This is a genomic window from Rhizobium phaseoli (assembly GCF_001664385.1).
Lineage (GTDB): Bacteria > Pseudomonadota > Alphaproteobacteria > Rhizobiales > Rhizobiaceae > Rhizobium > Rhizobium phaseoli.
In genome coordinates this window covers 1,569,671-1,593,895 of record NZ_CP013532.1, presented here as the reverse complement: position 1 = coordinate 1,593,895, position 24,225 = coordinate 1,569,671, and the positions used below count along the sequence as shown (strand labels likewise).

20 protein-coding genes and 1 pseudogene are annotated in these 24,225 nt (G+C 61.3%); 11 read left to right on the top strand and 10 right to left on the bottom strand.

Features of this window, described 5'->3' with window-relative positions; translation table 11 throughout:
- The 5 genes from nrdR to AMC88_RS07735 all read right to left on the bottom strand — a co-directional run bounded on the left by nrdR (position 1) and on the right by AMC88_RS07735 (position 4,824).
- On the bottom strand, positions 1–477 hold the full coding sequence (nrdR, locus tag AMC88_RS07755; protein ID WP_003547190.1) for a transcriptional regulator NrdR: 477 nt from the start codon (positions 475–477) through the stop codon (positions 1–3).
- 9 nt (positions 478–486) lie between these two features.
- Positions 487–1,785, bottom strand: coding sequence for a serine hydroxymethyltransferase (glyA, locus tag AMC88_RS07750; RefSeq protein ID WP_064829924.1), 1,299 nt, complete (start codon positions 1,783–1,785; stop codon positions 487–489).
- A gap of 216 nt (positions 1,786–2,001) precedes the next feature.
- The gene (locus tag AMC88_RS07745) at positions 2,002–3,306 is read right to left on the bottom strand and encodes a L,D-transpeptidase family protein (protein ID WP_004673821.1); all 1,305 of its coding nucleotides are present in this window, start codon (positions 3,304–3,306) and stop codon (positions 2,002–2,004) included.
- Between the two features lie 435 nt (positions 3,307–3,741).
- The gene (ldtR, locus tag AMC88_RS07740) at positions 3,742–4,257 is read right to left on the bottom strand and encodes a transcriptional regulator LdtR (protein ID WP_004673822.1); all 516 of its coding nucleotides are present in this window, start codon (positions 4,255–4,257) and stop codon (positions 3,742–3,744) included.
- Between the two features lie 129 nt (positions 4,258–4,386).
- Positions 4,387–4,824 (bottom strand): DUF6163 family protein, encoded by a 438-nt coding sequence (locus tag AMC88_RS07735; protein ID WP_029531534.1) that lies wholly within the window; start codon positions 4,822–4,824, stop codon positions 4,387–4,389.
- 130 nt (positions 4,825–4,954) lie between these two features.
- On the opposite strand from AMC88_RS07735, the gene hemB reads away from it, so the two are divergent.
- The 6 genes from hemB to AMC88_RS07705 all read left to right on the top strand — a co-directional run bounded on the left by hemB (position 4,955) and on the right by AMC88_RS07705 (position 9,026).
- Positions 4,955–5,968 (top strand): porphobilinogen synthase, encoded by a 1,014-nt coding sequence (gene hemB, locus AMC88_RS07730; protein ID WP_012483352.1) that lies wholly within the window; start codon positions 4,955–4,957, stop codon positions 5,966–5,968.
- A 74-nt stretch (positions 5,969–6,042) separates the two neighbouring features.
- Complete coding sequence (locus AMC88_RS07725; protein WP_004673825.1) at positions 6,043–6,501, top strand: RDD family protein; 459 nt, start codon at positions 6,043–6,045, stop codon at positions 6,499–6,501.
- A gap of 192 nt (positions 6,502–6,693) precedes the next feature.
- Positions 6,694–7,470: an arginyltransferase gene (locus AMC88_RS07720; RefSeq protein ID WP_041683595.1), complete on the top strand. Its 777-nt coding sequence runs from the start codon at positions 6,694–6,696 to the stop codon at positions 7,468–7,470.
- Positions 7,471–8,352: a DMT family transporter gene (locus tag AMC88_RS07715; RefSeq protein WP_010024845.1), complete on the top strand. Its 882-nt coding sequence runs from the start codon at positions 7,471–7,473 to the stop codon at positions 8,350–8,352.
- 63 nt (positions 8,353–8,415) lie between these two features.
- Positions 8,416–8,637, top strand: a complete 222-nt coding sequence (locus AMC88_RS07710) for an AbrB/MazE/SpoVT family DNA-binding domain-containing protein (protein WP_010024847.1) — start codon at positions 8,416–8,418, stop codon at positions 8,635–8,637.
- Positions 8,634–9,026 (top strand): type II toxin-antitoxin system death-on-curing family toxin, encoded by a 393-nt coding sequence (locus AMC88_RS07705; RefSeq protein WP_010024849.1) that lies wholly within the window; start codon positions 8,634–8,636, stop codon positions 9,024–9,026. The genes AMC88_RS07710 and AMC88_RS07705 overlap by 4 nt, the downstream gene beginning before the upstream one ends.
- Here AMC88_RS07705 and AMC88_RS07700 read toward each other — a convergent pair.
- Together AMC88_RS07700 and parC are read right to left on the bottom strand one after the other, a co-directional pair.
- Positions 9,016–9,474 (bottom strand): SRPBCC family protein, encoded by a 459-nt coding sequence (locus AMC88_RS07700; RefSeq protein ID WP_004673830.1) that lies wholly within the window; start codon positions 9,472–9,474, stop codon positions 9,016–9,018. The two genes, AMC88_RS07705 and AMC88_RS07700, sit on opposite strands and share 11 nt — an antisense overlap.
- Before the next feature lie 248 nt (positions 9,475–9,722).
- Positions 9,723–11,978: a DNA topoisomerase IV subunit A gene (parC, locus tag AMC88_RS07695; RefSeq protein WP_012483348.1), complete on the bottom strand. Its 2,256-nt coding sequence runs from the start codon at positions 11,976–11,978 to the stop codon at positions 9,723–9,725.
- Between the two features lie 235 nt (positions 11,979–12,213).
- Between parC and AMC88_RS07690 the strand changes: the two genes are divergently transcribed.
- Positions 12,214–13,401: a hypothetical protein gene (locus AMC88_RS07690; protein WP_010025644.1), complete on the top strand. Its 1,188-nt coding sequence runs from the start codon at positions 12,214–12,216 to the stop codon at positions 13,399–13,401.
- A 64-nt stretch (positions 13,402–13,465) separates the two neighbouring features.
- Here AMC88_RS07690 and AMC88_RS33020 read toward each other — a convergent pair.
- Both AMC88_RS33020 and aspS read right to left on the bottom strand, forming a co-directional pair.
- Positions 13,466–14,832 (bottom strand): annotated as a pseudogene (locus AMC88_RS33020) (IS3 family transposase).
- 286 nt (positions 14,833–15,118) lie between these two features.
- Positions 15,119–16,909, bottom strand: coding sequence for an aspartate--tRNA ligase (gene aspS, locus AMC88_RS07675; RefSeq protein ID WP_041683593.1), 1,791 nt, complete (start codon positions 16,907–16,909; stop codon positions 15,119–15,121).
- A gap of 254 nt (positions 16,910–17,163) precedes the next feature.
- Here aspS and AMC88_RS07665 point away from each other — a divergent pair, with 254 nt between their 5' ends.
- The 4 genes from AMC88_RS07665 to AMC88_RS07650 all read left to right on the top strand — a co-directional run bounded on the left by AMC88_RS07665 (position 17,164) and on the right by AMC88_RS07650 (position 22,422).
- The gene (locus AMC88_RS07665; RefSeq protein WP_064825069.1) at positions 17,164–18,555 is read left to right on the top strand and encodes a multicopper oxidase family protein; all 1,392 of its coding nucleotides are present in this window, start codon (positions 17,164–17,166) and stop codon (positions 18,553–18,555) included.
- A 131-nt stretch (positions 18,556–18,686) separates the two neighbouring features.
- On the top strand, positions 18,687–19,832 hold the full coding sequence (gene rnd / locus AMC88_RS07660; protein ID WP_004669591.1) for a ribonuclease D: 1,146 nt from the start codon (positions 18,687–18,689) through the stop codon (positions 19,830–19,832).
- A gap of 63 nt (positions 19,833–19,895) precedes the next feature.
- Positions 19,896–20,957, top strand: a complete 1,062-nt coding sequence (locus AMC88_RS07655; protein ID WP_064825068.1) for an adenylate/guanylate cyclase domain-containing protein — start codon at positions 19,896–19,898, stop codon at positions 20,955–20,957.
- 106 nt (positions 20,958–21,063) lie between these two features.
- On the top strand, positions 21,064–22,422 hold the full coding sequence (locus tag AMC88_RS07650) for an esterase-like activity of phytase family protein (protein ID WP_064825067.1): 1,359 nt from the start codon (positions 21,064–21,066) through the stop codon (positions 22,420–22,422).
- Positions 22,423–22,692: 270 nt separating this feature from the next.
- Here the strand turns inward: AMC88_RS07650 and ppx are convergent, their stop codons facing one another.
- Positions 22,693–24,213 (bottom strand): exopolyphosphatase, encoded by a 1,521-nt coding sequence (gene ppx, locus AMC88_RS07645; RefSeq protein ID WP_064825066.1) that lies wholly within the window; start codon positions 24,211–24,213, stop codon positions 22,693–22,695.
- Between the last annotated feature and the right edge of the window lie 12 nt (positions 24,214–24,225).

Genomic DNA, 24,225 nt, shown 5'->3' with positions numbered 1-24,225 from the left:
TCATCTGTCCAGTGGGTCGCGGGCGATCTTGGCGTTGATTTCGGAAATGACCTTCTCGAAATCCTCGGCAAGCGAGAAATCCCGATAGACCGAGGCGTAGCGCACGAAGCCGACATCGTCGAGGCTCTTCATGGCTTCCAGCACTTGCAGGCCGATCTGCTCGGAGGAGATTTCGGTCTCGCCGGAGCTTTCCAGCCGACGGACGATGCCGGACACTGCACGCTCGATGCGGTCACGCTCGACGGGACGTTTGCGCAGCGCCACTTCGAAGGAGCGCACCAGCTTGTCGCGATCGAAGGGCACCTTGCGGCCGGTCTTCTTGATCACCATCAGCTCGCGCAGTTGCACACGCTCGAAGGTCGTGAAGCGGCCGCCGCAATCGGGACAGATACGCCGCCGGCGGATGGACGTATTGTCCTCCGCCGGACGCGAATCCTTGACCTGGGTATCTTCCGAACCGCAATAGGGGCAGCGCATCGCTACTCCTTACCCCATGTAGTCATACATTGGGAAGCGGTCTGTGAGGTTGACCACCTTGCCGCGCACGGCGGCTTCGACAGCGGCGTTGCCTTCATCGGAGTTGGCGACCTTCAGGCCGTCGAGAACCTCGACGATCAGGTTGCCGATCTCGCGGAATTCGGCTTCCTTGAAGCCGCGCGTCGTGCCGGCCGGCGCGCCGAGGCGCACGCCCGAGGTGACGAAGGGCTTTTCCGGATCGAAGGGAATACCGTTCTTGTTGCAGGTGACGTAGGCGCGGCCGAGCGCTGCCTCGGCGCGCTTGCCGGTGGCGTTCTTCTTGCGCAGGTCGACGAGCATCAGGTGGTTGTCGGTGCCGCCGGAAACGACATCGAGGCCGCCTGCGATCAGCGTTTCGGCAAGCGCCCGGGCGTTCTTGACGATCTGGGCGGCGTATTCCTTGAATTCCGGCTGCAGCGCTTCGCCGAAGGCGACAGCCTTGCCGGCGATGATGTGCATCAGCGGACCACCCTGCAGGCCGGGAAAGACGGCCGAATTGAACTTCTTGGCCAGATCCTCTTCATTGGTGAGGATGACACCGCCGCGCGGGCCGCGCAGCGACTTGTGGGTCGTCGTCGTCGCGACGTGGCAATGCGGGAACGGCGACGGATGCTGACCACCGGCGACGAGGCCGGCGATGTGGGCCATGTCGACCATCAGATAGGCGCCGACCGAGTCGGCGATCTCGCGGAAACGCTTCCAGTCCCAGATACGGGAATAGGCGGTGCCGCCGGCAATGATCAGCTTCGGCCTGTGCTGTTCGGCCTTGCGGGCGACGTCATCCATGTCGAGCAGGTTGTCGCCTTCGCGCACGCCGTAGGAGACGACGTTGAACCACTTGCCGGACATGTTGACCGGCGAACCGTGCGTGAGGTGACCGCCCGAATTGAGGTCGAGACCCATGAAGGTATCGCCCGGCTGCAGCAGCGCCAGGAACACGGCCTGGTTCATCTGCGAGCCGGAATTCGGCTGCACGTTGGCGAAATTGACGCCGAACAGCTTCTTGGCGCGCTCGATCGCCAGTTCCTCGGCGATATCGACGAACTGGCAGCCGCCATAATAGCGCTTGCCCGGATAACCCTCGGCATATTTGTTGGTCATGATGGAGCCCTGGGCTTCCAGCACGGCGCGGGAGACGATGTTCTCGGAAGCGATCAGTTCGATCTCGTGCCGTTGGCGACCGAGTTCCTTTCCGATCGCGCCGAAAATCTCGGGATCGACGTCCGCAAGCGAGCGATTGAAGAAGGATTCGGTGGAAGCATTGGTCATGGGCGGGCTCCTCAACTGGAATGCGCGAAGGTATTATCCTTCCCCTGTGGCAAGGGCAATACGAAGAACGACATTTGCTGAGCAAAGCGCGCGCTCCAGTCATTTTGCGACAGCGCGGCGCCGATGAATGATGGCGACGGGATGGAGCGCCCCCGCGGACATAAAAAAACCGCGCCGGGAGGGCGCGGTTCGAGGGTGCGATGCAGAGGTCGCCGCTTATTGCACCGGCTGTTCCATGCCAGCCGTGGTATCGAGCGCCAATTCGGCATTGCCGTCCATCTGATAGATGTCGTCGCGGAACTGGACGATGCCGTCGGGCATGCCCCAGGCGGAGATGTAGACGAAATAGACCGGGACTTCGGTGGCGAGCTTGATCGGCGTGTTGACGCCGGTTGCAATCACCTGCTCCATCTGCTGGCGGCTCCAGCCGGGGGTCTCGCGCAGCAGCCAGTTCGTCAGGTCGCGCACGTTCTGGACGCGGACGCAGCCAGAGGATTCGAAGCGCATCAGCTTGTTGAACAGGCCTTGCTGCGGCGTGTCGTGCATATACTCGCCGTTCTTGTTGTAGAAGTTGATCTTGGTCGAGGCCATGGCGTTGATCTTGCCGGGGTCCTGACGGAACTGCAGGTTCGGCGCTTCGCCGTTCCAGTCGACGGTTTCGGGGGCGACTTCGTTGCCCTTGCCGTCGATCAGGCGGATGGCGTTCTTCTCGAGATAGGTCGGATCCTTGCGCATCAGCGGCATGATGTCCTTCTCGACGATCGAGCGCGGCGCGGTCCAATAGGGGTTGAGGATGACCTCGTAGATCTTCGAATTGACGAGATGCGTCGGGCGGCTCAAGCGGCCGACGACCGCAGTGTGACGGGTCGCGACGCTGCCGTCTTCAACAGCCTCGACGTAGGCGGCCGGAATATTGACCATCACGTGGCGGCGGCCGAGATCTTCCGGGAAGGTCTGGAGGCGGACAAGGTTGGTGTTCAGCTGCTGCAGACGGACGTCGGCGGGAATGTTCATCGCCTTCAGCGTGAATTCGCCGAGGACGCCATCGGACGGCAGGCCGTGACGCGCCTGGAAGCGCTTGACGGCGCCGTCGACATAGGAATCGAAGGCGCTCGACATGCCGGCTTCGCGCGGCAGGTCGCCGGTGATCGCCAGACGTTGGCGTAGCGCCTGGACGGCGGGGTGGCTGACGCCGAGCTGCAGGCGCTGGTCGCCGGGATTGACTTCAGGCCAGCCGCCAGCGGCGGCGATCTGCTGGTACTGCATGATCGCCTGCTGGGCGCTCGCGACCGACTGGGGGCCAAGGATCGGGGTGTTGGAAACGACGGCGCTTGCCGTGCGCGAAGCCGCCTTGGCGTCGAACTGGTCGTCCCAGTTGCCGCGGCGCGGCGCGTTCAGGAGCCCATCGAGCGCCGATTGCGCGAATGCAGGTCCGGCAGCAAGCGCGCCGGCGCCAACCGTTGCCGCCGACGCCAGGAAAGCGCGGCGCGAAAGAGCTTCAATTCCGTTTTTCTTCGACATAGTCCCAACCACTGAATGCCGCGATAAAGAAAAGCCGCGGCCCTTTGCGATATCACTGCGCCGTAGCGCAGATCCCTATCCATTGTTCTGCCGGCGGATCGGGAAATTCCCCCTGTCCCATCACAGAAGCGCGATGCAACAGCCCGAACATTCCCGATCGGTTCAAGTGCCGGTTGTTAAACCTTCCGCTGCCACACCAATATGGCCAATTCGTGTTGTCGGGCCGGACGACTGACGACCGCTGGCGCGAACACGACGCAACGAACCATATGACGGGCTAAACCGTGCCGGTTAATAACGGCTAAAAGACGGCTTGAATACAGGCGATAACGCTTGCCTGCCCTGCGTTGCAAAGATGCCACGTGCGCAAACGGGAAAACCGGACGCGCAGGGACACGTCCGGTTTTCTGCAACCCTGAAAGGAGGTCAGGGATTTTAGAGACGATACATGATCGAGTCGTTCCAGAAGCGGTCGAGGCGCTGGAGCAGCTTGTTCATCTGGGTGAACTCGTCGGTGCCGATGCCGCCGACCTTGTCGATCGAGGCGATGTGGCGTTCGTAGAGCTTGGCGACCGTTTCGGCAATGTCCTGGCCGGTTTCGGTCAGGCTGATGCGGACCGAGCGGCGGTCGATGCGCGAGCGCTGGTGGTTGATGAAGCCGAGATCGACCAGCTTCTTGACGTTGTAGGAAACGTTGGAGCCGAGATAGTAGCCGCGGGAGCGCAGCTCGCCGGCGGTCAGCTCGGAATTGCCGATGTTGAAAAGGAGCAGCGCCTGGATGGCGTTGACGTCGCTGCGGCCCTGACGGTCGAACTCGTCCTTGATGACGTCGAGAAGACGACGGTGAAGACGTTCAACAAGATGAAGGGATTCCATGTAAAGATCACGGATGCCCTGATCCTGCTGGTCACGGAAGTTGGATACCGCCTGCGGCTTGATTTTCGTGTTCATATTGACTGCCTCACTGTTTGTTTGGCGGTGTCGTTTTCTTCCCGCCTTGAGTGAGACCCTATCGAATACATATAAAATTCGACTTAAACCGCAGGCTTAACGGAGCCTTACTGGAAACCCCACGTTGTCTCAGGGTAAATCAACGCTTACCTGGCGGCGGTGCCGGCGCTTTTCCAGCCACAGCAGCAGGCGGAAAATGCAGTAGACGGCGGCGACCATGAGATGCAGCAGGATGATCAGCTTGTTGGGGCCGAAAATATCCGGCAGCAGGCCATACATCAGGACTTGGCCGCCGGCGGCCAGCACCCAGATGACCGGCCCCCAGGAGACGGTGAGCCACAGACCGAGGGATGCGACGGGGAAAAGCACGGCAAGGCTGGTGCTTGCCACCTTCCACGGCAGGCTCAAAAGATCGAAGCGGCCGGCGCCGACCAGCGAATAGCCGACGAGCATCGCCCAGTATTGCAGGCCGAACCAGAAGCAGGATACGGCCACCAGCCTCAGGAAGAGAATGAAGAGGAGATCCGCCAGCGTGCGTTTCGGGATCGTCGGGCTATCGGTTTCCATGGCGCAGACATCGGTTCCGGTTGCATCGTCATAAGGGTGTTTTCCGCCGCGGCCAATCGTCCGGTTTGGATTTTCCGGGCGCCATGATAATGAGCGCTCCGATAATTGGAATGGGCCAGGGACAGATATCATGCAGGACAGGACGCATCTCGTCGACGACATCACCGGCCATCGCCGCATGCGGCGCAACCGCAAGGCGGATTGGACACGCCGGCTGGTGCAGGAGAACCGGCTGACCGTCGATGACCTGATCTGGCCGATCTTCATCGTGCCGGGTTCGGGCATCGTCGATCCGATCGCGGCCATGCCCGGCGTCAACCGCATGAGCATCGACAAGGCGGTCGAGGCCGCACGCGAAGCGGCCGGTCTCGGCATTCCGGCGCTCGCCACGTTTCCGAACATCGAAATGGAACTGCGCGACGAAACCGGTTCGAACAGCCTCGAAGCCAACAACCTGATCAACCAGGCGACGGCGGCGATCAAGAAAGCGGTGCCCAATATCGGCGTCATCACCGACGTGGCGCTCGATCCCTTCACCAGCCATGGCCATGACGGAATCCTGAGAGACGGCGAGATCGTCAATGACGAGACCGTCGACCAGGTGGCGCGCGCCGCCGTCATGCAGGCGGATGCCGGCGCCGACATCATCGCGCCGTCGGAGATGATGGACGGGCGCATCGGTGCGATCCGCGTGGCGCTCGACGCGGCCGGCCATCAGAGCGTCGGCATCATGAGCTATGCGACGAAATTCGCCTCCGCCTTCTATGGCCCCTATCGCGAAGCGATCTCGACCGGCGGCCTGCTGAAGGGCGACAAGAAGACCTATTATATCGACCCGGCGAACGGCACGGAAGCAATCCGCGACGCCGCCCTCGACGTCGAGGAAGGCGCCGACATGCTGATGGTCAAGCCCGGCCTGCCCTATCTCGATATCTGCTGGCGGATGAAGGAGGCTTTCGGCCTGCCGACCTTCGCCTACCAGGTCTCCGGCGAATATTCGCAGATCAAGGCGGCGGCGATGAACGGCTGGATCGACGGTGAGCGGGCGATGCTGGAAACGCTTCTGTCGTTCAAGCGGGCGGGATGCGACGGCATCCTCACCTATTTCGCGGTCGAGGTGGCGAAAATCCTCAGCAAGCGCTGAATCGGATGCGGATGATTGTATTTCGTCTTGCTGACACCATATCAGCGGCATCGCTTTCGCGAGAGGAGATTGAGATGAGCTACAACCCCAACCCGCTTTATGCCGCACCGGAGGACTGGCGCGCCTATAGCGGCGTGTTGAGCCGCCGTGTCCTTGCCTTCATCCTCGACTATCTCATCGTGGCGCTGCTGTGGGTACCCGCGGCGATCGTTCTGTTCTTCGTGTCGATCGTCACGCTCGGGCTCGGCTTCCTTCTCTACCCTGCCCTCTTCGTCATCGTCGCCGGGATTTACTTCGGCCTGACCGTTGGTGGACCGAGCCAGGCCTCGCTCGGCATGCGGGCAATGGGGATCGCGATCGTGCGCGTCGATGGACGGCCGATGGATTTCCTGACGGCGATCGTGCATCTGGCGCTGTTCTGGATCCTCAACTCGGTGCTGACGCCGCTCATCCTGCTTGCCGGCCTGTTTATCGAGCGCAGCCGCCTCATCCACGACCTCTTGGTCGGCACGGTGACGGTGCGCACGGCCTGAGACCACGGCTGAGACCTCGCGGCGGAGACGAAAAAAATCTCCGCCTTCCCTGTGCCCGGGATGACGACGCTCCATATCTAAAATTAGAAGACCGAAATGAAGGGCGGAGACCGCCGCGCTGTTGACGTTTTCTATTCTTAGGTCATGCTGTTAGAAAACGGCACTGTCTCGACAAGGAAATTTCCGCGACAAATGAATACGCAGACGACGCCATCCCCGCAGTTTTATCTGACGGCTCCGGCTGCGTGTCCGTATCTGCCGCATGAGATGGAGCGCAAGGTGTTCACCCATCTGGTCGGCCCGCGGGCCGCCGAGATGAACGACATCTTGACCCAGGGCGGCTTCCGCCGCTCGCAGAACATCGCCTACCGCCCGGCCTGCGAATCCTGCCGCGCCTGCGTTTCCGTGCGAATTCTCGCCCAGGAATTCGAGCCGACGAAATCGATGAAGCGGGTGCTTGCCGCCAATTCCGACATCATCGCCACCGAATTCACCGCACAGCCTTCCAGCGAACAATATTCGCTCTTCCGACGCTATCTCGATTATCGCCACCAGCAGGGCGGCATGTCCGACATGACCGTGCTGGACTACGCGATCATGGTGGAAGACACGCATGTGAATACGCGAATCGTCGAATATCGCCGGCGCGAGGAAGGTTCGGGACTGGAGGAGCGGCCGAAGGGCGAGCTGCTTGCCGCAGCGCTGACCGATACGATGAGCGATGGGCTGTCGATGGTCTATTCCTATTTCAATCCGGGGCTCGACCGGCGCTCGCTCGGCACCTTCATGATTCTTGACCATGTCAGGCGCACGAAAGCGCTGGGACTGCCGCATGTCTATCTCGGCTACTGGGTGCAAGGGTCGCGGAAAATGGACTACAAGACGCGCTTCCAGCCGCAGGAACACCTGACCCCGCGCGGCTGGGAGCGTTTCGATCCCTCCTCCATGCGCGAAAGCACCCAAGACTGAATGTCCACCACCCTTTCCGACCATCGGAAGGGCCTGCTGCTGACGGCGATCGGCGGGCTGGCGCTTTCAATGGATATCCCGCTCGTCCGGCTTGGCGATGGCGACATCTGGTCGATCCTCGGAGTGCGAAGCGCAGCCACCGTTCTCGCTACGCTCGTGATCCTTGCGGCAATGCGCCTCGCCTCCGGCAAATGGCCGATCCTCATTCCCGGGCGACCCGGCCTGATGACGGGCCTGCTCTACGGCCTTTCGTCGCTGACCTTCGTGCTCGCCGTCTTCAATACGACGACAGCCAATGTCGTCTTTATCGTCGCGTTCAACCCGATGATCGGAGCACTTCTTTCCTGGATTTTCCTCAAGGAGAAGCCGCAGGCCGCAACGCTGATCGCCATGCTGTTCATGATCTTCGGCGTCGGGCTGATCGTGCGCGAAGGGCTTTCCAGCGGTCATTTCTTTGGCGACGCCATGGCGCTCCTCAGCGCGCTCATTCTTGCCGCAGCCATCACCATCGGGCGTGCCTCGCGCCGGGACATGGGCTTCGTGCCGCTGCTTGCCGCCATCCTGCCGGCCGCGCTCGGCCTCGCGCAAGCTCTGCCTTCAGGGCTTTCCATCGCCCATCCCGGCTGGATCCTCCTCAACGGCGCCATCGTAATGCCTGTCGCCTTCTGGTGTCTGGCCACGGGGCCGCGTTACCTCTCAGCGCCTGAGGTCGGCATGTTCTATCTGCTCGAAACCGTGCTCGCGCCGATCTGGGTCTGGCTGATCTTTGCGGAAACGCCGGCGACGATGACGCTCCTTGGCGGCGGCATTCTGGTGGCGGCGATCGCCGGGCATTGCTTCTGGATGGTGCGGGGAAGAAGCGCCAGGCCATTGGCGGAATAGAAGTTGCCGCCTGTCCACCCCCCCCATGTTATAACTGCGTCACCACATTAGAGGATGAAGCAAATGAACGTCACGATCCGCAAGATCGGCAATTCCGAAGGGGTTATCATTCCTAAAGAGGTGTTGCAGCGGTTGGGTCTCAGCAGCGGCGATAGCCTCGAACTGCGGGAGATCGAGGGTAACATCCACCCCGTGCCGGAATCAGCAGACCTCGCCGAACAAATGCGGGCAGCCCGCATCGGCATGGAAAAATATCGAGTGGCGCTGCGCGAACTCGCAAAATGATACGGCTTAAATGGCTCAGCCGCCAAGCGGTCGAAAATATGCATGGCGAGCAGATTGCCGAGCATGGCGGTTTGTCGGGTCTGCGAGATGCCAATGCATTGGAAACCAGCTTGGCACCTCCACTCAACAAGGCTGCATATGGCGAGACCGATATCTTCGTGCTTGCCGCAGCCTATCTCTACGGCATCGTTAGAAACCACCCATTCGGGGATGGAAACAAGCGTACGGGCTACCTCGCGACGTTTACGTTTCTCTACCTCAACCGGTACATCATCGAGGCAGATAACGCGCAGGTCATTGCACTCGTATTAGACGTCGCAGCCGGCGAGATCGAAGAAGAAGGTGCCGCCCGCTTCCTCAGGGATTTCAGCGTGCCGCTCAACCCGTAGCCTTCATCTGCTGCTGTTCCAGCTCGCGGCCGAGCCCCTCTACCACATGTGCCCAGCCCTTTCGGGTCTTTTCCTCATGTTCGGCCCATTCGGCGCACATTTCGTGGGTCAGCGTCAATCGGCTGCCGCCGCCGAGCGGCTCGATGTCGATTTCGACGCGGTCGCAATTGTGGTCGTGATCCTCGACGGAAAAGCTGAAGACCATGCGTCGCGGGCGCTTCAGCTCCAGGAAGACGCCCTGGTGAAAGGCGTCGCCGGTCGGGCGGCGGTCGACGATGAAAAAGCGGCCGCCAACATGCGGATCGATATCGGCGCGGATGACGTGACCGTCATCGGTGGCAAACAGGAAGCGGCGGGCGATCTCGGGGTTGAGCCAGGCGTCGTAGACGACAGCGGGCGGCACTCTATAGGTGTGGCTGACATGCAATTTGATGGTGCTGGCGGGCATCGATTTTTCCTCCGGTAGGGGCACGTGCGCCTTTCCCAGACGCACGACCCACAGCCGTTCCGTCCGCCCACAGAACCGGCCTTCTCTTCTTTTGGGTAACAGCAAAGAGATAGAGAAGTTCCGGCGCCCGCCAAGGGACCGGCGCGGAATTTTTATGGCTCAGAACATCCGAGCACAGAAATGCTCGGTCTCTTTGTTTCTCAGGCAGTTCCGAAGGCAAAACCGCCGCGCAGCTTTGCGCGATCAGTTTAGCCGGCGAACTTTCCGCTGCGCGGAAAACCCTTCGGGACGGTGCGGCCGGCGCTGGCGCGGTCGCCCAGCCATTCGGCAAGCTCGTCCTTGTTCTTGGTGAAGGTGCGGCCGGCACTGTCTTCCCAGACGAGGCCATCTGACATCGCAAAACAGCGGACGTCGGAAATGCCGCCATCCTTGTAACGCTGCAGGCGAACGCCCTTGCCGCGCGTCATTTCCGGCACCTGCGCTAGCGGGAAGACCAGCAGCTTGCGGTTTTCGCCGACGACAGCGACATGGTCACCGCTCACCGGCACGAGCAGTTGCGTCTCCTCCGGCAGCGCGACATTCATGATCTGCTTGCCCTTGCGGGTGTTGGCGATCAGCTCGGCCTCGGCAACGACGAAGCCGTTGCCGGCGGTCGAGACGATCAGCTGCTTGCGCGCGGGATCGTGGACGAATGCGGTCAGCACCGCCTGATCGTTGTCCATGTCGACCATGATGCGCAACGGCTCGCCGTGGCCGCGACCGCCCGGCAGCTTGTCGCCGCCAAGGGTGAAGGCCTTGCCGCCTGTCGTGACGATCAGGATCTTATCGGTCGTCTGCGCCGGGAAGGCCACCTTCAGGCCGTCGCCCTCCTTGAAGGTCAGCGTCGCCGTGTCGGCGATATGGCCCTTGAGGGCGCGTATCCAGCCCTTTTCGGAAATGACGACGGTGATCGGTTCCTTCTCGATCATCGCCTGCTGGATCGCTTCCTCGTCGGCTTCCGGCGCGTCGGCAAACTGGGTGCGCCGGCGGCCGACCTCGGTGGCCTTGGCGAATTTCTTCTTCACCTCGCCGATTTCCCAGGCGACCGTCTGCCACTGCTTGTCGTCGGAGGCAAGCAGCGCCTCGATCTCGCCCTTCTCCTTGGTGAGTTCGTCGAACTCCTTGCGGATCTCGAATTCTTCCAGCTTGCGCAGGGCGCGCAGCCGCATGTTGAGGATCGCCTCGACCTGATTGTCGGTTAGATCCCATCGCGCCATCATGACCGGCTTCGGCTCATCTTCCTCGCGGATGATCCGGATCACCTCATCGATGTTGAGGTATGCAATCAACAGGCCGCCGAGGATCTCGAGACGCTTGTCGATCGCGGCCAGACGGAAGCGCGACCGCCGCTGCAGAACTTCGCGGCGGTGATCCAGCCACTCTTTCAGCACTTCGTTCAGCGCCATGACCTTGGGGATGCGGCCCATGGACAGAACGTTCATGTTGAGCGGAAAGCGGCTTTCGAGCTCCGTCAGCTTGAACATCGATTCCATCAGGATCGTCGGATCGACGGTCCTGGATTTCGGTACCAGGACGATGCGAATGTCCTCGGCCGATTCGTCGCGGATATCTTCGAGCAGCGGCAGCTTGCGCGCGATCAGCAGCTCGGCAATCTTCTCGATCAGCCGTGATTTCTGCACCTGGAAGGGAATTTCGGTGACGACGATCTGGTAGCCGCCGCGGCCGAGATCCTCGGTCTGCCATTTCGCCCGCACGCGGAACCCGCCGCGGCCGGTGCGATAGCTCTCGATGATGCTGTCACGGCTGTCGATGATGATACCGCCGGTCGGAAAATCCGGGCCGGGAATGAATTCGACGAGCTTTTCGACGGTTGCATCCGGATGCTTGATCAGATGCAGGGCGGCGTCGCAAAGCTCATGGGCATTGTGCGACGGGATCGAGGTCGCCATGCCGACAGCAATGCCGGAGGAGCCATTGGCGAGCAGGTTCGGGAAGGCGCCGGGCAGGACGATCGGCTCGGAATTCGATTCGTCGTAGGTGTCGCGGAAATCGACGGCATCCTGATCGATGCCTTCGAGCAGCAGTTCGGAGACCGCCGTCATCTTCGATTCGGTGTAACGCATGGCGGCGGGGCTATCGCCGTCGATATTGCCGAAGTTGCCCTGGCCATTGACCAGCGTATAGCGCTGCGAGAAATCCTGGGCGAGACGGGCAAGCGCGTCGTAGATCGACTGGTCGCCGTGCGGATGATAATTACCCATCACCTCGCCGACGATCTTGGCGCATTTCCTGAAAGCCGATGTCGGTCTCAGCCCCATCTCGTTCATCGCGTAGACGATGCGGCGATGGACAGGCTTCAGCCCGTCGCGCACGTCAGGCAGAGCGCGATGCATGATGGTCGATAGCGCATAGGCAAGATAGCGCTGCTCGAGCGCCGCCTTGAGGTCAACCGGTTGGATATTGTCGTCGTCTCCGCCGGAAGGCGGCAAAATCTCTTGTCCCATGGGTCTTGACTAGCCCAGAAGAGGCCGGCGGGCAAGGAATCCGGGGTATTGCAGCTGTGGATGAAGTCTTGGGAGTGACATCAAAGGATGAGACAAACCCTCCGCCGCAATTTGGACTTCGTTTGCCGTTCCTTTCAACGGAAATTTAGAAGTCCGCAAATATAAAGCGGGCCCAATCCGTAGTAGCGTAACTGCAGATTTCCAACCGCCACCACGCCACCAGAGGAATCACCCCATGAACATTTACCGGACAACGCGGCTGATGCTGTCGGGCGCAGCCTTTTTCTCGCTCGCCGGCTCGGCCTTCGCTCTCGATGGCGCCGATCTCTTGAAGAAGATCAATGCCGCCTATGAAACGCAGGGCGGAACGATCTCGGCTGACGGCGTCAACATCGACGGCACGACCGTGACGTTGAAGAATGTCACGCTCAAGCCGACCGGCGGCGAAAGCCTGCCCATCGGCGAAGTCACCCTGACCGGCGTCGAAGAAGACGAGGATGGCGGCTATTACATCGAAGAAGCGGCCTTCCCCGACATCAACAAGACGGGAGATGGCGTAACGGTGACGGCCCAGGAGCTGACGCTCGGCGGCATCTCCGTCCCGGCAACATCAGGCGGCGACACGCTCGACACGATGATGCTTTACGAGACGGCTCATACAGGCCCGCTGAAAGTGGTCAAGGACGGCGCGGAAGTGTTCTCGGTGCTTCAAAGCGACATGAATTTGACGCTGCGCGAGGACGAATCCGGCTTCGATTTCGACGGCGCCTTCAAGAGCATGAAAGCCGATCTCACCAAGGCCGAGGATCCCAAGAGCAAGGAAGCGATCGAGAAACTCGCCCTGCAGCACGTCCAGGGCGACATCACCATGAAGGGCGCCTGGGAACTCGCCCCCGGCACGATCGACGTTTCGGAATTCGCCTTCGATTTCACCAACATCGGCAAGCTGAACCTCGGCTTCAAGATCTCGGGCTATACGATGGCCTTCATGAAATCGATGCAGGATGCGATAAAAGAATCTGAAACCAACCCGAACAAGGAACAGTCGCAGCAGGCGCTGGGCCTTGCCATGCTCGGCCTGATGCAGCAGCTCTCTTTCGAAGGCGCGCAGGTGCGCTTCGAAGACGCCTCGATCACCAAGCGTGCGCTCGATTATGCCGGTTCGCAACAGAACATGTCGGGCAAGCAGATGGCGGATTCGCTGAAGGCGATGACGCCGATCATGCTGGCGCAGCTCAACATCCCGGAACTGCAGAATGCCGTTTCGGCCGCCGTCAACACCTTCCTCGACGATCCGAAGAGCCTGACGGTCAAGGCTGCTCCCGAGAAGCCGGTGCCGTTCCCGACCATCGTCGGCGCCGCCATGGGCGCTCCGAACACGCTGCCGCAGGTGCTCGGCGTCAAGGTTTCGGCGAACGACTGATCGCTTTGATCTTATGATGAAAGGCCCGGCCGTTTGCTGAACTGACCCCCAAAAGTTGGACGGTCTAAAGGCTGGGGAGATTTAGGGGCTGGGTCCTGTATTGTACAGGGCTCAGCCCTTTGAGTTTCAGTTTGATACGCTGATGATTATAGTAGTTGATGTAGTCTGCCACCCCATCTTGCAGGCTCTTGACGCTGTCAAAGTCGTTGGGGTGGAAGAACTCGGATTTGAGAATGGCAAAGAAGCTTTCGATGGCAGCATTGTCGAGACAGTTGCCCTTGCGTGACATGCTCTGATTGATGTGACGTTTCTGAAGCATGCGCTGCCAGGCCGGCATCTGGTAGTGCCATCCCTGGTCGGAATGCAGGATCGGCCGGTCATCGTCTTGCAAACGGCTCACGGCCTTGGTGAGCATGTTTTCGACGAGTTTGAACACCGGCCGTCTAGCGGTTTCGAACGCAATGATTTCCCCATTGAACAAGTCCATGATCGGCGAGAGATAGAGCTTTTCGCCGGCCACGTTAAATTCCGTCACATCGGTCACCCATTTCTGATTGGCGCGCTCGGCGGTGAACTGCCGCTTGAGGAGATCGGGAGCCACGCGTCCCTCCTCGCCCCTGTAGGATCGATACTTCTTCGGCCTGACCTTAGACTTCAAGCCGCTCTCGACCATCAGGCGCTGAACCGTCTTGTGATTGACCGTCTCTCCCAAGCCGCGCAGCGCCGCCGTCACCCGGCGATAGCCGTAGCGGCCCTTGTGGGTGTCGAAGATCGATTTGATCCTCTCCTTGAGAACTCCGTGCCGGTCGGGCCGGGACAATGCCTTTTGCTGATAATAGAACGTGCTGCGCGCCAGGCCCGAAAGCGCAAGCAACCCGTCAAGCGGATGGAACGGCCTTAACGCTTCGACGACTTGCGCTTTTTCGGCGCTCGTTGCTGCGTTAAGGCCTCCAGTTTTTTTAAGTAGGCATTCTCCATGCGCAGATAGTTCAGCTCCGCCAACAGATCTTCACGGCTCTTGGCATCGTCACTGTGTGGAGCATCTGGTCCACTGGCTATGATAGGCGACTTGGGCATCGATCGAGGTCTTCCTCTGCGGCGCGGGGCCAAGGCTTCGATCCCACCCCGTTCATATCGCCTCTCCCAATCCGGAAGGCAGCTGGCATTGCGAACGTCGAAGATCGCAGCCGTCTGGCGATAGGACAACCCATCCTCCCACATCCGCTGTAGGACCGATAGCTTGAAGTCAGCATTATAATGGCTGAATTTCTTCACCAATCCAGCCGAACCATGCGCAGCATGGCTCGCTACCCATTTGCGAACGGTCGCAGGATCAATGGCAAACCGCGTGCTCACCTCTTGATAGCTACGCTCGCCATTCCCGTAACACTCAACAACAGACTGCTTGAAAGCCAGGCTGTATTTGGACATGCAAAACCCCCGAAGGTGGATGTCCAACTTTCGGGGGTCAGTTCATTGCACCGCCGGGCCTTTTATCTTTCTGAAGGCGACCTCTCTGCGGCCTTATCTTGAGGTGCCCCGTAGGGGCCTTGAAGGACGAGGCTAGCCACCGAGGTTCATCTTGCAGCGTGGATGTTGGCACAGCGCCCGGCCACCCGCCCCCGTCCTTCGAGGCCCCTGCGGGGCACCTCAGGATGAGGGCTGATCGAGGTGCCGTGCCGTAAGGGGGCCGACCGGCGCTTTGCAGCCTGTTATATCAGTCCTTCTTGACCGGCGGGATTGGCCGGATCGACAGCTCCCGCAGCTGCGTCGGGGTTGCCGGGGTCGGCGCGCCCATCAGCAGATCCTGGGCCTGCTGGTTCATCGGGAACAGCGAGATCTCACGCAGGTTCTTGGCGCCGACGAGCAGCATGACGATGCGGTCGATGCCGAAAGCCGCGCCGCCGTGTGGCGGGGCGCCATACTGGAAGGCGCGGTAGAGACCGCCGAAACGATCCTCGACGTCCTGCTGGCTGAGGCCGACCTTCTCGAAGGCGGCGACCATGGTTTCCGGCGACTGGTTGCGGATCGAGCCCGAGGCGATTTCGAAGCCGTTGCAGACGGCGTCGTACTGGAAAGCCTTGATCGTCAGCGGATCCTGGTTCGTGAGCGCGTCGAGGCCACCCTGCGGCATCGAGAAGGGGTTGTGGGCGAAATCGACCTTCTTTTCCTCGTCGTTCCATTCGAAGAAGGGGAAGTCGACGATCCAGCAGAGCTCGAAGCGGTCGCGGTCGACGAGGTTCAGTTCTTCGCCGGCCTTGGTGCGCGCCTCGCCCGCAAACTTGTAGAATTTTTCCGGCTCGCCGGCGACGAAGAAGCAGGCGTCGCCATCGCCGAGGCCGAGCTGGGTGCGGATCGCTTCGGTGCGTTCCTCGCCGATATTCTTGGCGAGCGGTCCGGCACCTTCGAGCTTGTCGTTTTCGCTCCGCCAGAAGATATAGCCGAGGCCGGGCTGGCCCTGGCTCTGCGCCCAGGCGTTCATCCGGTCGCAGAAGGCACGCGAGCCACCTGTTTTGGCCGGGATCGCCCAGATCTGAACCTTCGGGTTGGAGGCGATCATGCCGGCGAAGACCTTGAAACCGGAGCCGGCGAAATGCTCGGTCACCGCTTCCATGACGATCGGGTTGCGCAGGTCCGGCTTGTCCGAACCATATTTACGGATCGCTTCGTCATAGGGGATACGCGGCCATTCCTTGGTGACCGGCTTGCCGTCGGCAAACTCCTCGAACACGCTTGTCATCAGCGGGCCCATCGTGTTCCAGACGTCTTCCTGGGTGACGAAGCTCATTTCGAGGTCGAGCTGGTAGAATTCGCCCGGCAGGCGGTCTGCGCGCGGATCCTCGTCGCGGAAGCACGGCGCGATCTGGAAATAGCGGTCGAAACCGGCAACCATCAGCAGCTGCTTGTACTGCTGCGGCGCCTGCGGCAACGCATAGAAGGTGCCGGGATGAATGCGCGAGGGAACAAGGAAGTCACGCGCGCCTTCCGGCGAGGAGGCCGTCAGGATCGGCGTCGTATATTCGGTGAAGCCGACAGCGCCCATTTCGCGGCGCATCGCCGAGATGACCTGAGTGCGCTTGACGATGTTCCGGTGCAGCGTTTCGCGGCGAAGATCGAGGAAGCGATATTTGAGGCGGACGTCTTCGGGGTAGTCAGGCTCGCCGAAAACCGGCAGCGGCAATTCCTTGGCGGCGGAGAGGACTTCGATTTCCTGCGCGTAGAGCTCGATCTCGCCGGTCGCCATGGTCTTGTTGACGGTGTCTTCGGTACGGGCCTTGACGAGGCCGTCGATGCGGATGACCCATTCGCCACGCACGGTCTCGGCCAGCTTAAAGGCCGGGCTGTCGGGATCGGCGACGACCTGGGTGATGCCATAGTGGTCGCGAAGATCGATGAACAGAACGCCGCCATGGTCGCGAACGCGGTGGACCCAGCCGGAAATACGGACGGTCGAGCCGACATCCGTCTTGCGGAGGGCGGCGCATGTGTGGCTGCGATAGCGATGCATGATCTCAATTCCTGGCATGTGGCTTAAGACGGCAGCAAGGGTTCAAAGGCCCTCAAGCGCCGACAAGAAAATCGGGCGGAAAAGCGCATGGACGCTCCGATTTGTCAAGGCTTGGCGCGTGCCCGGCACGCGATTGGCGCGCGTTTATGGCGAAGCTGCGGCCCGTATGCTGCGGCAGTTTGGCTGCGCCTGCTGTATTGATGAAGATGTCGGTCAACTTTAAAAGGAGGTGCAATCTCATCGTGGAGCCTCGTATGCCTTTGCTGACCCGCCGCAACCTTCTCAAGGCATCCGCCGTCGCGGGCGCCTACGGCGTCGGCATGGGCCTTGCCGGTAAATTCGGACTCGCCGCTGCCGCACCGGAGCCGCAGCTGCTGACCGCTGTGAAGACCGAGGCCATGCTGACCGAGGCGGGGCCGACCCGGAATGTCATGAGCTGGGGCCATGACGGCATGCCGCCGGTTCTGAGGATGACGAAGGGGCGGCCCTACGCGGCACGGCTGAACAACCAGCTAGACGAGCCGACGACGATCCATTGGCACGGGCTGCGCATCGACAACCGCATGGACGGCGTGCCCTTCGTGACCCAGCCCTATATCTACACCGGCGACAGTTTCGACTATGCTTTCACGCCGCCCGATGCCGGCACCTTCTGGTATCACCCGCACTGCAACACGCTGACGCAGATCGGCCACGGCATGACCGGCATGCTCGTGGTCGAGGATCCGGCCGATCCCGAATTCGATGCCGAGGTGCTGCTGAACCTGCGCGACTGGCGCCTTGGCGGCGACGGGCAGTTCATCGCCCCCTTCCGGCCGCGCGATGCCGCCAAGAGCGGTACCTACGGCACGGTGCGGACTGCCAATTGGCATCAGGAACCGCAATATGACGCGCCGGCCGGGGGGCTGGTGCGGTTGCGCATCGCCATCACCGACGTGACGCGCATTTTCTCGCTGACGATGGCAGGCGCCGATGCGACCGTCATCGCCATCGACGGCAATCCGGTGCCGAAACGCTTTCCCCTCGAGCTCCTGCAGATCGGGCCCGGACAGCGGCTCGACCTTGCCGTGCGCATGCCGGACGGCGAAGGCGCCGTCGCGACGCTCGAGGATATCCGCGGCACGACGCCGAAGACGATCGCCAGCCTGCGTGCCGTCGGACAGTCCTTGAAACGCAATATCGGCGATCTCGGCCGGCTTGCCGAAAACCCCGTTCCCAAGGCCGATCTTTCCGCTGCCGTTGAGATCCCGCTGATCCTCAGCGCCACCGCGGAAAATGCCGCCGTCGAGAGTATCTGCGGCACGCTCGGCTACAGCTTCTGGGCGATCAACAAGGTGCCCTGGCCCGGCGACACTCCCGATCCGACGGCGCCGCTGGCGGAACTGAAACTCGGCAAGAGCTATGTCTTCAATCTGGAGAACACCACGCCGCACGCCCATCCGATCCATCTGCACGGAATGAGCTTCACGGTGATCTCGTCCTCGACACGGGAGGTGATGCCGCTCATCTCCGACACCTACCTTGTCCAGCCGGACGAGAAGGTGCAACTGGCTCTCGTCGCCGACAATCCCGGCGACTGGGTGCTGCATTGCCACATCATCGAACATCAGAAGACGGGCATGACCAGCTATGTCAGAGTGAGCTGAAGCATTCGCTTTGCCTCAGTTTGGACGTGATTCTTCGCCAGCAATGCGTGAAGCTTATGCTGTTGTATTGACATATCGAAGCGAAAGGAGAAGGAAGGTTCAACCGACCTTTTCCTTGCGAATGAATTGATATGATCGAAACCACCGCCGATTTGGCGGCCGCCTGCAAAGAGCTGGCCAAGTCCGACTTCATCACCATCGACACCGAATTCCTGCGTGAGACGACCTTCTGGCCGGAGCTCTGCCTGATCCAGATGGCAAGCCCGACATTGGAGGTTCTCGTCGACCCGCTGGCCAAGGGCATCGACCTCGCCCCCTTCTTCGAGCTGATGGCCGATACCAAGGTGCTGAAGGTCTTTCATGCGGCGCGCCAGGACATCGAAATCATCTTCAATCGCGGCAATCTCATTCCGCATCCGATCTTCGACACGCAGGTCGCCGCCATGGTCTGCGGTTTCGGCGACAGCGTCTCCTATGATCAGCTGGTCAGCCGCATCAAGAACGTCCATATCGACAAGTCGTCGCGCTTCACCGACTGGAGCCGCCGGCCGCTCTCCGACAAGCAGCTGGAATATGCGCTGGCCGACGTCACGCATCTGCGCGACGTCTATCTGTCGCTGAAGGCCGAACTCGATCGCGAAGGCCGCACGTCCTGGCTCACCGAGGAAATGAATATCCTCGAGGCGCGCGAAACCTATGACATGCATCCTGACGACGCCTGGCAGCGGCTGAAGATGCGTCTGCGCAAGCCGCAGGAGCTGGCGATCCTGAAATATGTCGCCGCCTGGCGTGAGCGCGAGGCGCGGGCGCGAAACGTGCCGCGTTCGCGCGTATTGAAGGACGATGCGATCTATGAGGTCGCCCAGCAGCAGCCGAAGGATGCCGAAGCGCTGGGCCGCTTGCGCACCATTCCCAAAGGCTGGGAGCGCTCCGCCTCCGGCGCGGCAGTCGTCGAAGCCGTCAACGCGGCGCTCGCTCTTCCGAAGGCGGATATGCCGCATGTGCCGCGGCAGACGCAGGCGCCGGAGGGCGCAGCTGCCGCCGTCGAGCTGTTGAAAGTGCTCTTGAAGCTGATCTCGGAAAAACACGGCGTAGCGCCGAAGGTGATCGCCAACAGCGAGGATCTCGACAAGATCGCCGCCGATGGCGAGAAGGCCGACGTCGCTGCCCTGCACGGCTGGCGGCGCGATCTTTTCGGCGAGCCGGCGCTGCAGCTGATACAGGGCCAGATTGGATTGCGATTCGCCGGCCGGAAGGTTGAAACCGTCGCACTCTGACACCAAATCGAATTCGCTCGACGCCTTTTTCGCAACTGAAACAATGGCGGAGGAAGGGGCGGCATGCGGGAAATATCTCCGACGCAGAACTGGATCCTGATCGTCATCGTCCTCGCGGCGAGCGGCGTCGTCTATGATTCGATGTTCTACTCCGACCAGACGCCAGTCGTCGGGGCGATCTTTGCACTGTTCATCGGCATGCCGATCATCGCCTTCGAACGCAAGGTGCTGTTTCGCGGGCTCTACAGGCGCATCCAGAAGCTGCCGACCTTCGTCTTCATCATCACCGAGCTGGTGATCTACGAGATCCTGATGAGCATCGGTTTCGCCTGCGCCGGCCTGCTGCTTCGCTCGCTCGGGGTGCTGAAGCCGTCGCCACTCCTCGACCTGGTGATCATGCCCTTCAATGTCTTCCTCTATGCGCTTGCCGTCTGCTCGGCGCTGATCTTTATCCTGCGCGTGCGGGAGCTGCTCGGCCGCGAAGTATTCATCAGCATGCTCATCAGCCGCTATCGCAATCCGGTCAAGGAAGAGCGGGTCTTCCTGTTCATCGATCTCGTCGATTCGACGGCTTTTGCCGAAAAGCACGGCGACCTCAGGGCGCAGCAGCTGCTCAGCTCGCTGTTTGCGACCTTTGCCGAGCCGGTGCGACGCCACAAGGGCACGATCAACGACTATGTCGGCGATGCGGCGATCATTACCTGGCCGCTTGCCCGCGGCGTCAAGGATGCGCGGTGCGTGCGCTGTATCTTCGACATCCTTGCCGATATCGAAGCCAATGCCGCCGGCTGGCGGAAAAATTACGGACAGGTGCCGAAACTTCGCGCCGCTCTTCACGGCGGCGAGATCATCACCGCGGAAGTCGGCGTCGACCACCACAAGATCAGCTATTTCGGCGATACGGTGAATACGACCGCTCGCCTGGAGACGCTCTGCCGTAGCCTGAACCGGCAGGTGCTGATTTCCGCGGAGCTTGCCGGGCGCATGACCTTTCCCGACGACATCTCCTGCGACGATCTCGGCATCCATGCCGTCAAGGGACGCGGCCAGGCACTCGGCGTCATGGCGCTTTCCTCGCGCGCGGTGACCGTGCTGAACACGCCTGCAGTCGTTCTGCACGGCTGAGCAACGCTCTTACCACCGCGTCACCAAAGCTTCACCCAACCGTCAATTCGCTGACACGGAAGCCCTGCTAAGCGGAAGCCATTCGCATCCGTTCCATGGGGATATTATGAACAACATCCTTTTTGCTTCCGTATCGCTTTTCATCCTGATTGCCGGTCCTGTTTGGGCCGACCAGCAGCAATTCCCGGCCAAGCTAGCCGGCCAGGCGATCCTGCCTGCCAACACCATGATTGCGGTGCCGGCCGACGCTCCTGAGTTCCTCAAGCATTCCGGCAAGTTCACGACGGCGGACCGCAAGCGCACCGAGGCGCTCGGCACCCTTCCCGGCAAGGACGGCGCCCGCGTGACCGACCTCAAGCTCCCCTTCGACGGCCAGCCGATTCAGGGCTTCTCGGGCATCAAGACGATGGCCGACGGCACCTTCTGGACGCTCTCCGACAACGGCTTCGGTTCCAAGGCCAATTCCTCCGACTCGATGCTGTTCCTGCACCAGATGAAGTTCGACTGGGCCGCCAACAAGGCTGAAGTCGTCAAGAACCTCTTCCTCTCCGACCCGAACAAAATCGCTCCGTTCCCGATCGTGCTCGAAGGTACCGACACGCGCTACCTCACCGGCGCCGACTTCGACATCGAATCGATCCAGCCGGTTGCCGATGGTTTCTGGCTGGGCGACGAGTTCGGCCCCTACATCCTGAAATTCGACACGGCGGGCCGCCTGACCGATGTCATCCCGACCACGCTCGACGGCAAGCCGGTGCTGTCGCCCGACAATCCGCTGATCCAGCTGCCGGGCAATCCGGCCGCGAAGATGCCGGTCTTCAATCTGAAGCGCTCCGGCGGCTTCGAAGGCCTCGCCATGTCGAAGGATGGCTCCAGGCTCTACGGTCTGCTTGAAGGCGCCATCTACAAGGACGACGGCACGATGGAAACGGCCGACGGCCACACTGCCATCCGCATCATCGAATTCGACGTCGCCGCCAAGAAGTGGACCGGCCGCAGCTGGCTCTATCCGTTCGAGGACAAGGGCGTGTCGATCGGCGATTTCAACATGCTCGACGATACGACCGCGCTCGTCATCGAGCGTGACAGCGGCGCCGGCACCAAGGACAAGGCCTGTGCCGATCCGAAGCAGCCGAAGCCGGATTGCTTCGAGGCGCCTGCCGAGCTGAAGCGCGTCTACAAGATCGAGTTCAACGATGCCAATGCCGGCAAGGCCGTCCGCAAGATCGGCTATATCGACCTCTTGAACATTCAGGATCCCGATAACAAGAAGAAAGCCGGAACCAAGGACGGCGTCTACGACATGCCGTTCGTGACGATCGAAAACGTCGACCGCGTCGACGCCACGCACATCATCATCGGCAACGACAACAACCTGCCCTTCTCCGCCGGCCGCGCCGTCGACAAGGCCGACAATAACGAGTTCAGCCTGCTTGAGGTTGGCGAGTTTTTGAACGCGAAGTAATTTGGGTTTGATGTGAGATGGAGGGAGCGGTGCGGAAGTGCCGCCCTTTTGTTTAGCAAGTTATGTATCTGATGGTGTGCCGCGCCAGCCCCCTCTGCCCCGCCGGGCATCTCCCCCACAGGTGGGGAGATCACAATTGGCTTAGCCTTCCCACCCCTCTACCGTTTCGTCGCGCTGCAACGGCAATTGCTTTGGGAAACCGGTGCGCCTAGCCGATCTCCCCACCTGTGGGGGAGATGGCCGGCACGGCACAACGACCATTGCACCACCCTACTCGAACCGAAACGCCAGCCTCTTGTTCGTCAGCCTCGACAGCTGCTGCAGGCGGCCGTCCAGGCGTTCGCCGGCGAAATCGCGGTATTCTGGCGGCACGACGAATTCGAGATCGAAGTCCGGGTTTGAGGATCTGCGGAAGGTCAGATTTTTGACGATGCCGGGCATCGAGGCCGAGAAGAGGTAGACGACGCGCAGCATGCCGCCGAGCAGCTTGGCGCGCTCGATGAAGGGTGGCGTGGCGATCTGCGCCAACGGGCCGGTGGCGCCGTCGTCGTGCAGACCCTCGAAACGATAGTAATTGGTCAGCGCGATGAAGGCACGGCCGGGATGGCTGATGCCGACGAAGGAAGAGTGGGCGATGACGTTCAGTGCCTGCAGGCCGCGATAATCAGGGTGGGCGCGCCAGCTGATATCGGCGAGCAGACAGGCAGCCTGGCGATAACGGCTTTCCTCTTCGGTTTCCTGGACGTCGAAGAAGGGCATCATCCGGCCGGTCCATTCCGCCAGTTCGCGGGCATGCTCGGGCGAACGGGCACGCAGGATCGCCAACTCACCGGCGGCGGCCAGCAGCGGATCGAGCCGGCGCTCGGACTCGGACAGCAGCGAGTAGAGATACCCCTCGCGCACGCCCTGCGCCGAGAAGGAAATCATCGACGGCTTCATGGCGCTCAGCACTTCCTTCATGGCGACGGCGCCGAAGGGCAAAAGCGAACGGCGGTGCTTGGACACGGCCTGCAGCGCCGGCTCGCGGGAATCGCGCGCGGTCACCACCTGTTCGAGGAACAGCATCATCGCTTCGAGCGATACCTCATACCCCTGCATCATGTGCAGCGGATAATGGGTGATTTCCATGTGCAGCTTGGCGATGTTTCGCCAGGTGCCGCCGACGGCGTAGAAGGTGCGGCCCTCGCCCTTCGACAAGAGCTTTGCCGTCTTTACCTGTTTACGGGCAAAGGTTCTGGCCTTGGAAAGCGAGCCGCCGGCATATTCCGACAGGCGCAGGCCGCCGAGCGGCAAGGTGATGCCCTTGCCGACCTCTTTGCCCTTGATGTCGATCAGTTCCAGCGAACCGCCGCCGAGATCGCCGGCAATGCCGTCGGGATTGAAGAAGCCGCTGATGATGCCGAGCGAGGCGAACTTCGCCTCCTCCTCGCCCGACAGCACGCGAACCTTGCGGCCGAGGATGGTTTCCGCCTGATGGATGAAATCGGGACCGTTGCTCGCCTCGCGGGCGGCGGCGGTCGCCAGAACATACATGGTGGCGGCGCGCGCCTGGTCGGACAGGGCCTTGAAACGGTGCAGCGCCGCCAGAGCCCGGCCGACGCTCTCTTCATCCATCTTGCCGGTGACGGCTATGCCTTTGCCGAGGCCGCAGAGGACCTTTTCGTTGAAAAGAATGGTCGGCGAGCGGGACATGCCTTCGTAGACGACGAGACGAATGGAGTTCGATCCGATGTCGACAACGGAGACCGGAGCGATCCCCGGAAGGCGCCCCTGGGCTTCAGATTCAACCATTTAGGTCCAGTA

Excerpts from the sequence above, each read along its gene's own strand:
- AMC88_RS07700 (WP_004673830.1), bottom strand. The coding sequence starts at position 9,474 with ATGCCCGCCAGCACCATCAAATTGCATGTCAGCCACACCTATAGAGTG.
- AMC88_RS07745 (WP_004673821.1), bottom strand. The coding sequence starts at position 3,306 with ATGTCGAAGAAAAACGGAATTGAAGCTCTTTCGCGCCGCGCTTTCCTG.
- AMC88_RS07715 (WP_010024845.1), top strand. The coding sequence starts at position 7,471 with ATGTCCACCACCCTTTCCGACCATCGGAAGGGCCTGCTGCTGACGGCG.
- AMC88_RS07650 (WP_064825067.1), top strand. The coding sequence starts at position 21,064 with ATGAACAACATCCTTTTTGCTTCCGTATCGCTTTTCATCCTGATTGCC.
- AMC88_RS07690 (WP_010025644.1), top strand. The coding sequence starts at position 12,214 with ATGAACATTTACCGGACAACGCGGCTGATGCTGTCGGGCGCAGCCTTT.
- AMC88_RS07710 (WP_010024847.1), top strand. The coding sequence starts at position 8,416 with ATGAACGTCACGATCCGCAAGATCGGCAATTCCGAAGGGGTTATCATT.
- ldtR (WP_004673822.1), bottom strand. The coding sequence starts at position 4,257 with ATGAACACGAAAATCAAGCCGCAGGCGGTATCCAACTTCCGTGACCAG.
- AMC88_RS07655 (WP_064825068.1), top strand. The coding sequence starts at position 19,896 with ATGCGGGAAATATCTCCGACGCAGAACTGGATCCTGATCGTCATCGTC.
- AMC88_RS07665 (WP_064825069.1), top strand. The coding sequence starts at position 17,164 with ATGCCTTTGCTGACCCGCCGCAACCTTCTCAAGGCATCCGCCGTCGCG.
- nrdR (WP_003547190.1), bottom strand. The coding sequence starts at position 477 with ATGCGCTGCCCCTATTGCGGTTCGGAAGATACCCAGGTCAAGGATTCG.
- glyA (WP_064829924.1), bottom strand. The coding sequence starts at position 1,785 with ATGACCAATGCTTCCACCGAATCCTTCTTCAATCGCTCGCTTGCGGAC.
- hemB (WP_012483352.1), top strand. The coding sequence starts at position 4,955 with ATGCAGGACAGGACGCATCTCGTCGACGACATCACCGGCCATCGCCGC.
- parC (WP_012483348.1), bottom strand. The coding sequence starts at position 11,978 with ATGGGACAAGAGATTTTGCCGCCTTCCGGCGGAGACGACGACAATATC.
- AMC88_RS07705 (WP_010024849.1), top strand. The coding sequence starts at position 8,634 with ATGATACGGCTTAAATGGCTCAGCCGCCAAGCGGTCGAAAATATGCAT.
- rnd (WP_004669591.1), top strand. The coding sequence starts at position 18,687 with ATGATCGAAACCACCGCCGATTTGGCGGCCGCCTGCAAAGAGCTGGCC.
- aspS (WP_041683593.1), bottom strand. The coding sequence starts at position 16,909 with ATGCATCGCTATCGCAGCCACACATGCGCCGCCCTCCGCAAGACGGAT.
- AMC88_RS07720 (WP_041683595.1), top strand. The coding sequence starts at position 6,694 with ATGAATACGCAGACGACGCCATCCCCGCAGTTTTATCTGACGGCTCCG.
- AMC88_RS07735 (WP_029531534.1), bottom strand. The coding sequence starts at position 4,824 with ATGGAAACCGATAGCCCGACGATCCCGAAACGCACGCTGGCGGATCTC.
- ppx (WP_064825066.1), bottom strand. The coding sequence starts at position 24,213 with ATGGTTGAATCTGAAGCCCAGGGGCGCCTTCCGGGGATCGCTCCGGTC.
- AMC88_RS07725 (WP_004673825.1), top strand. The coding sequence starts at position 6,043 with ATGAGCTACAACCCCAACCCGCTTTATGCCGCACCGGAGGACTGGCGC.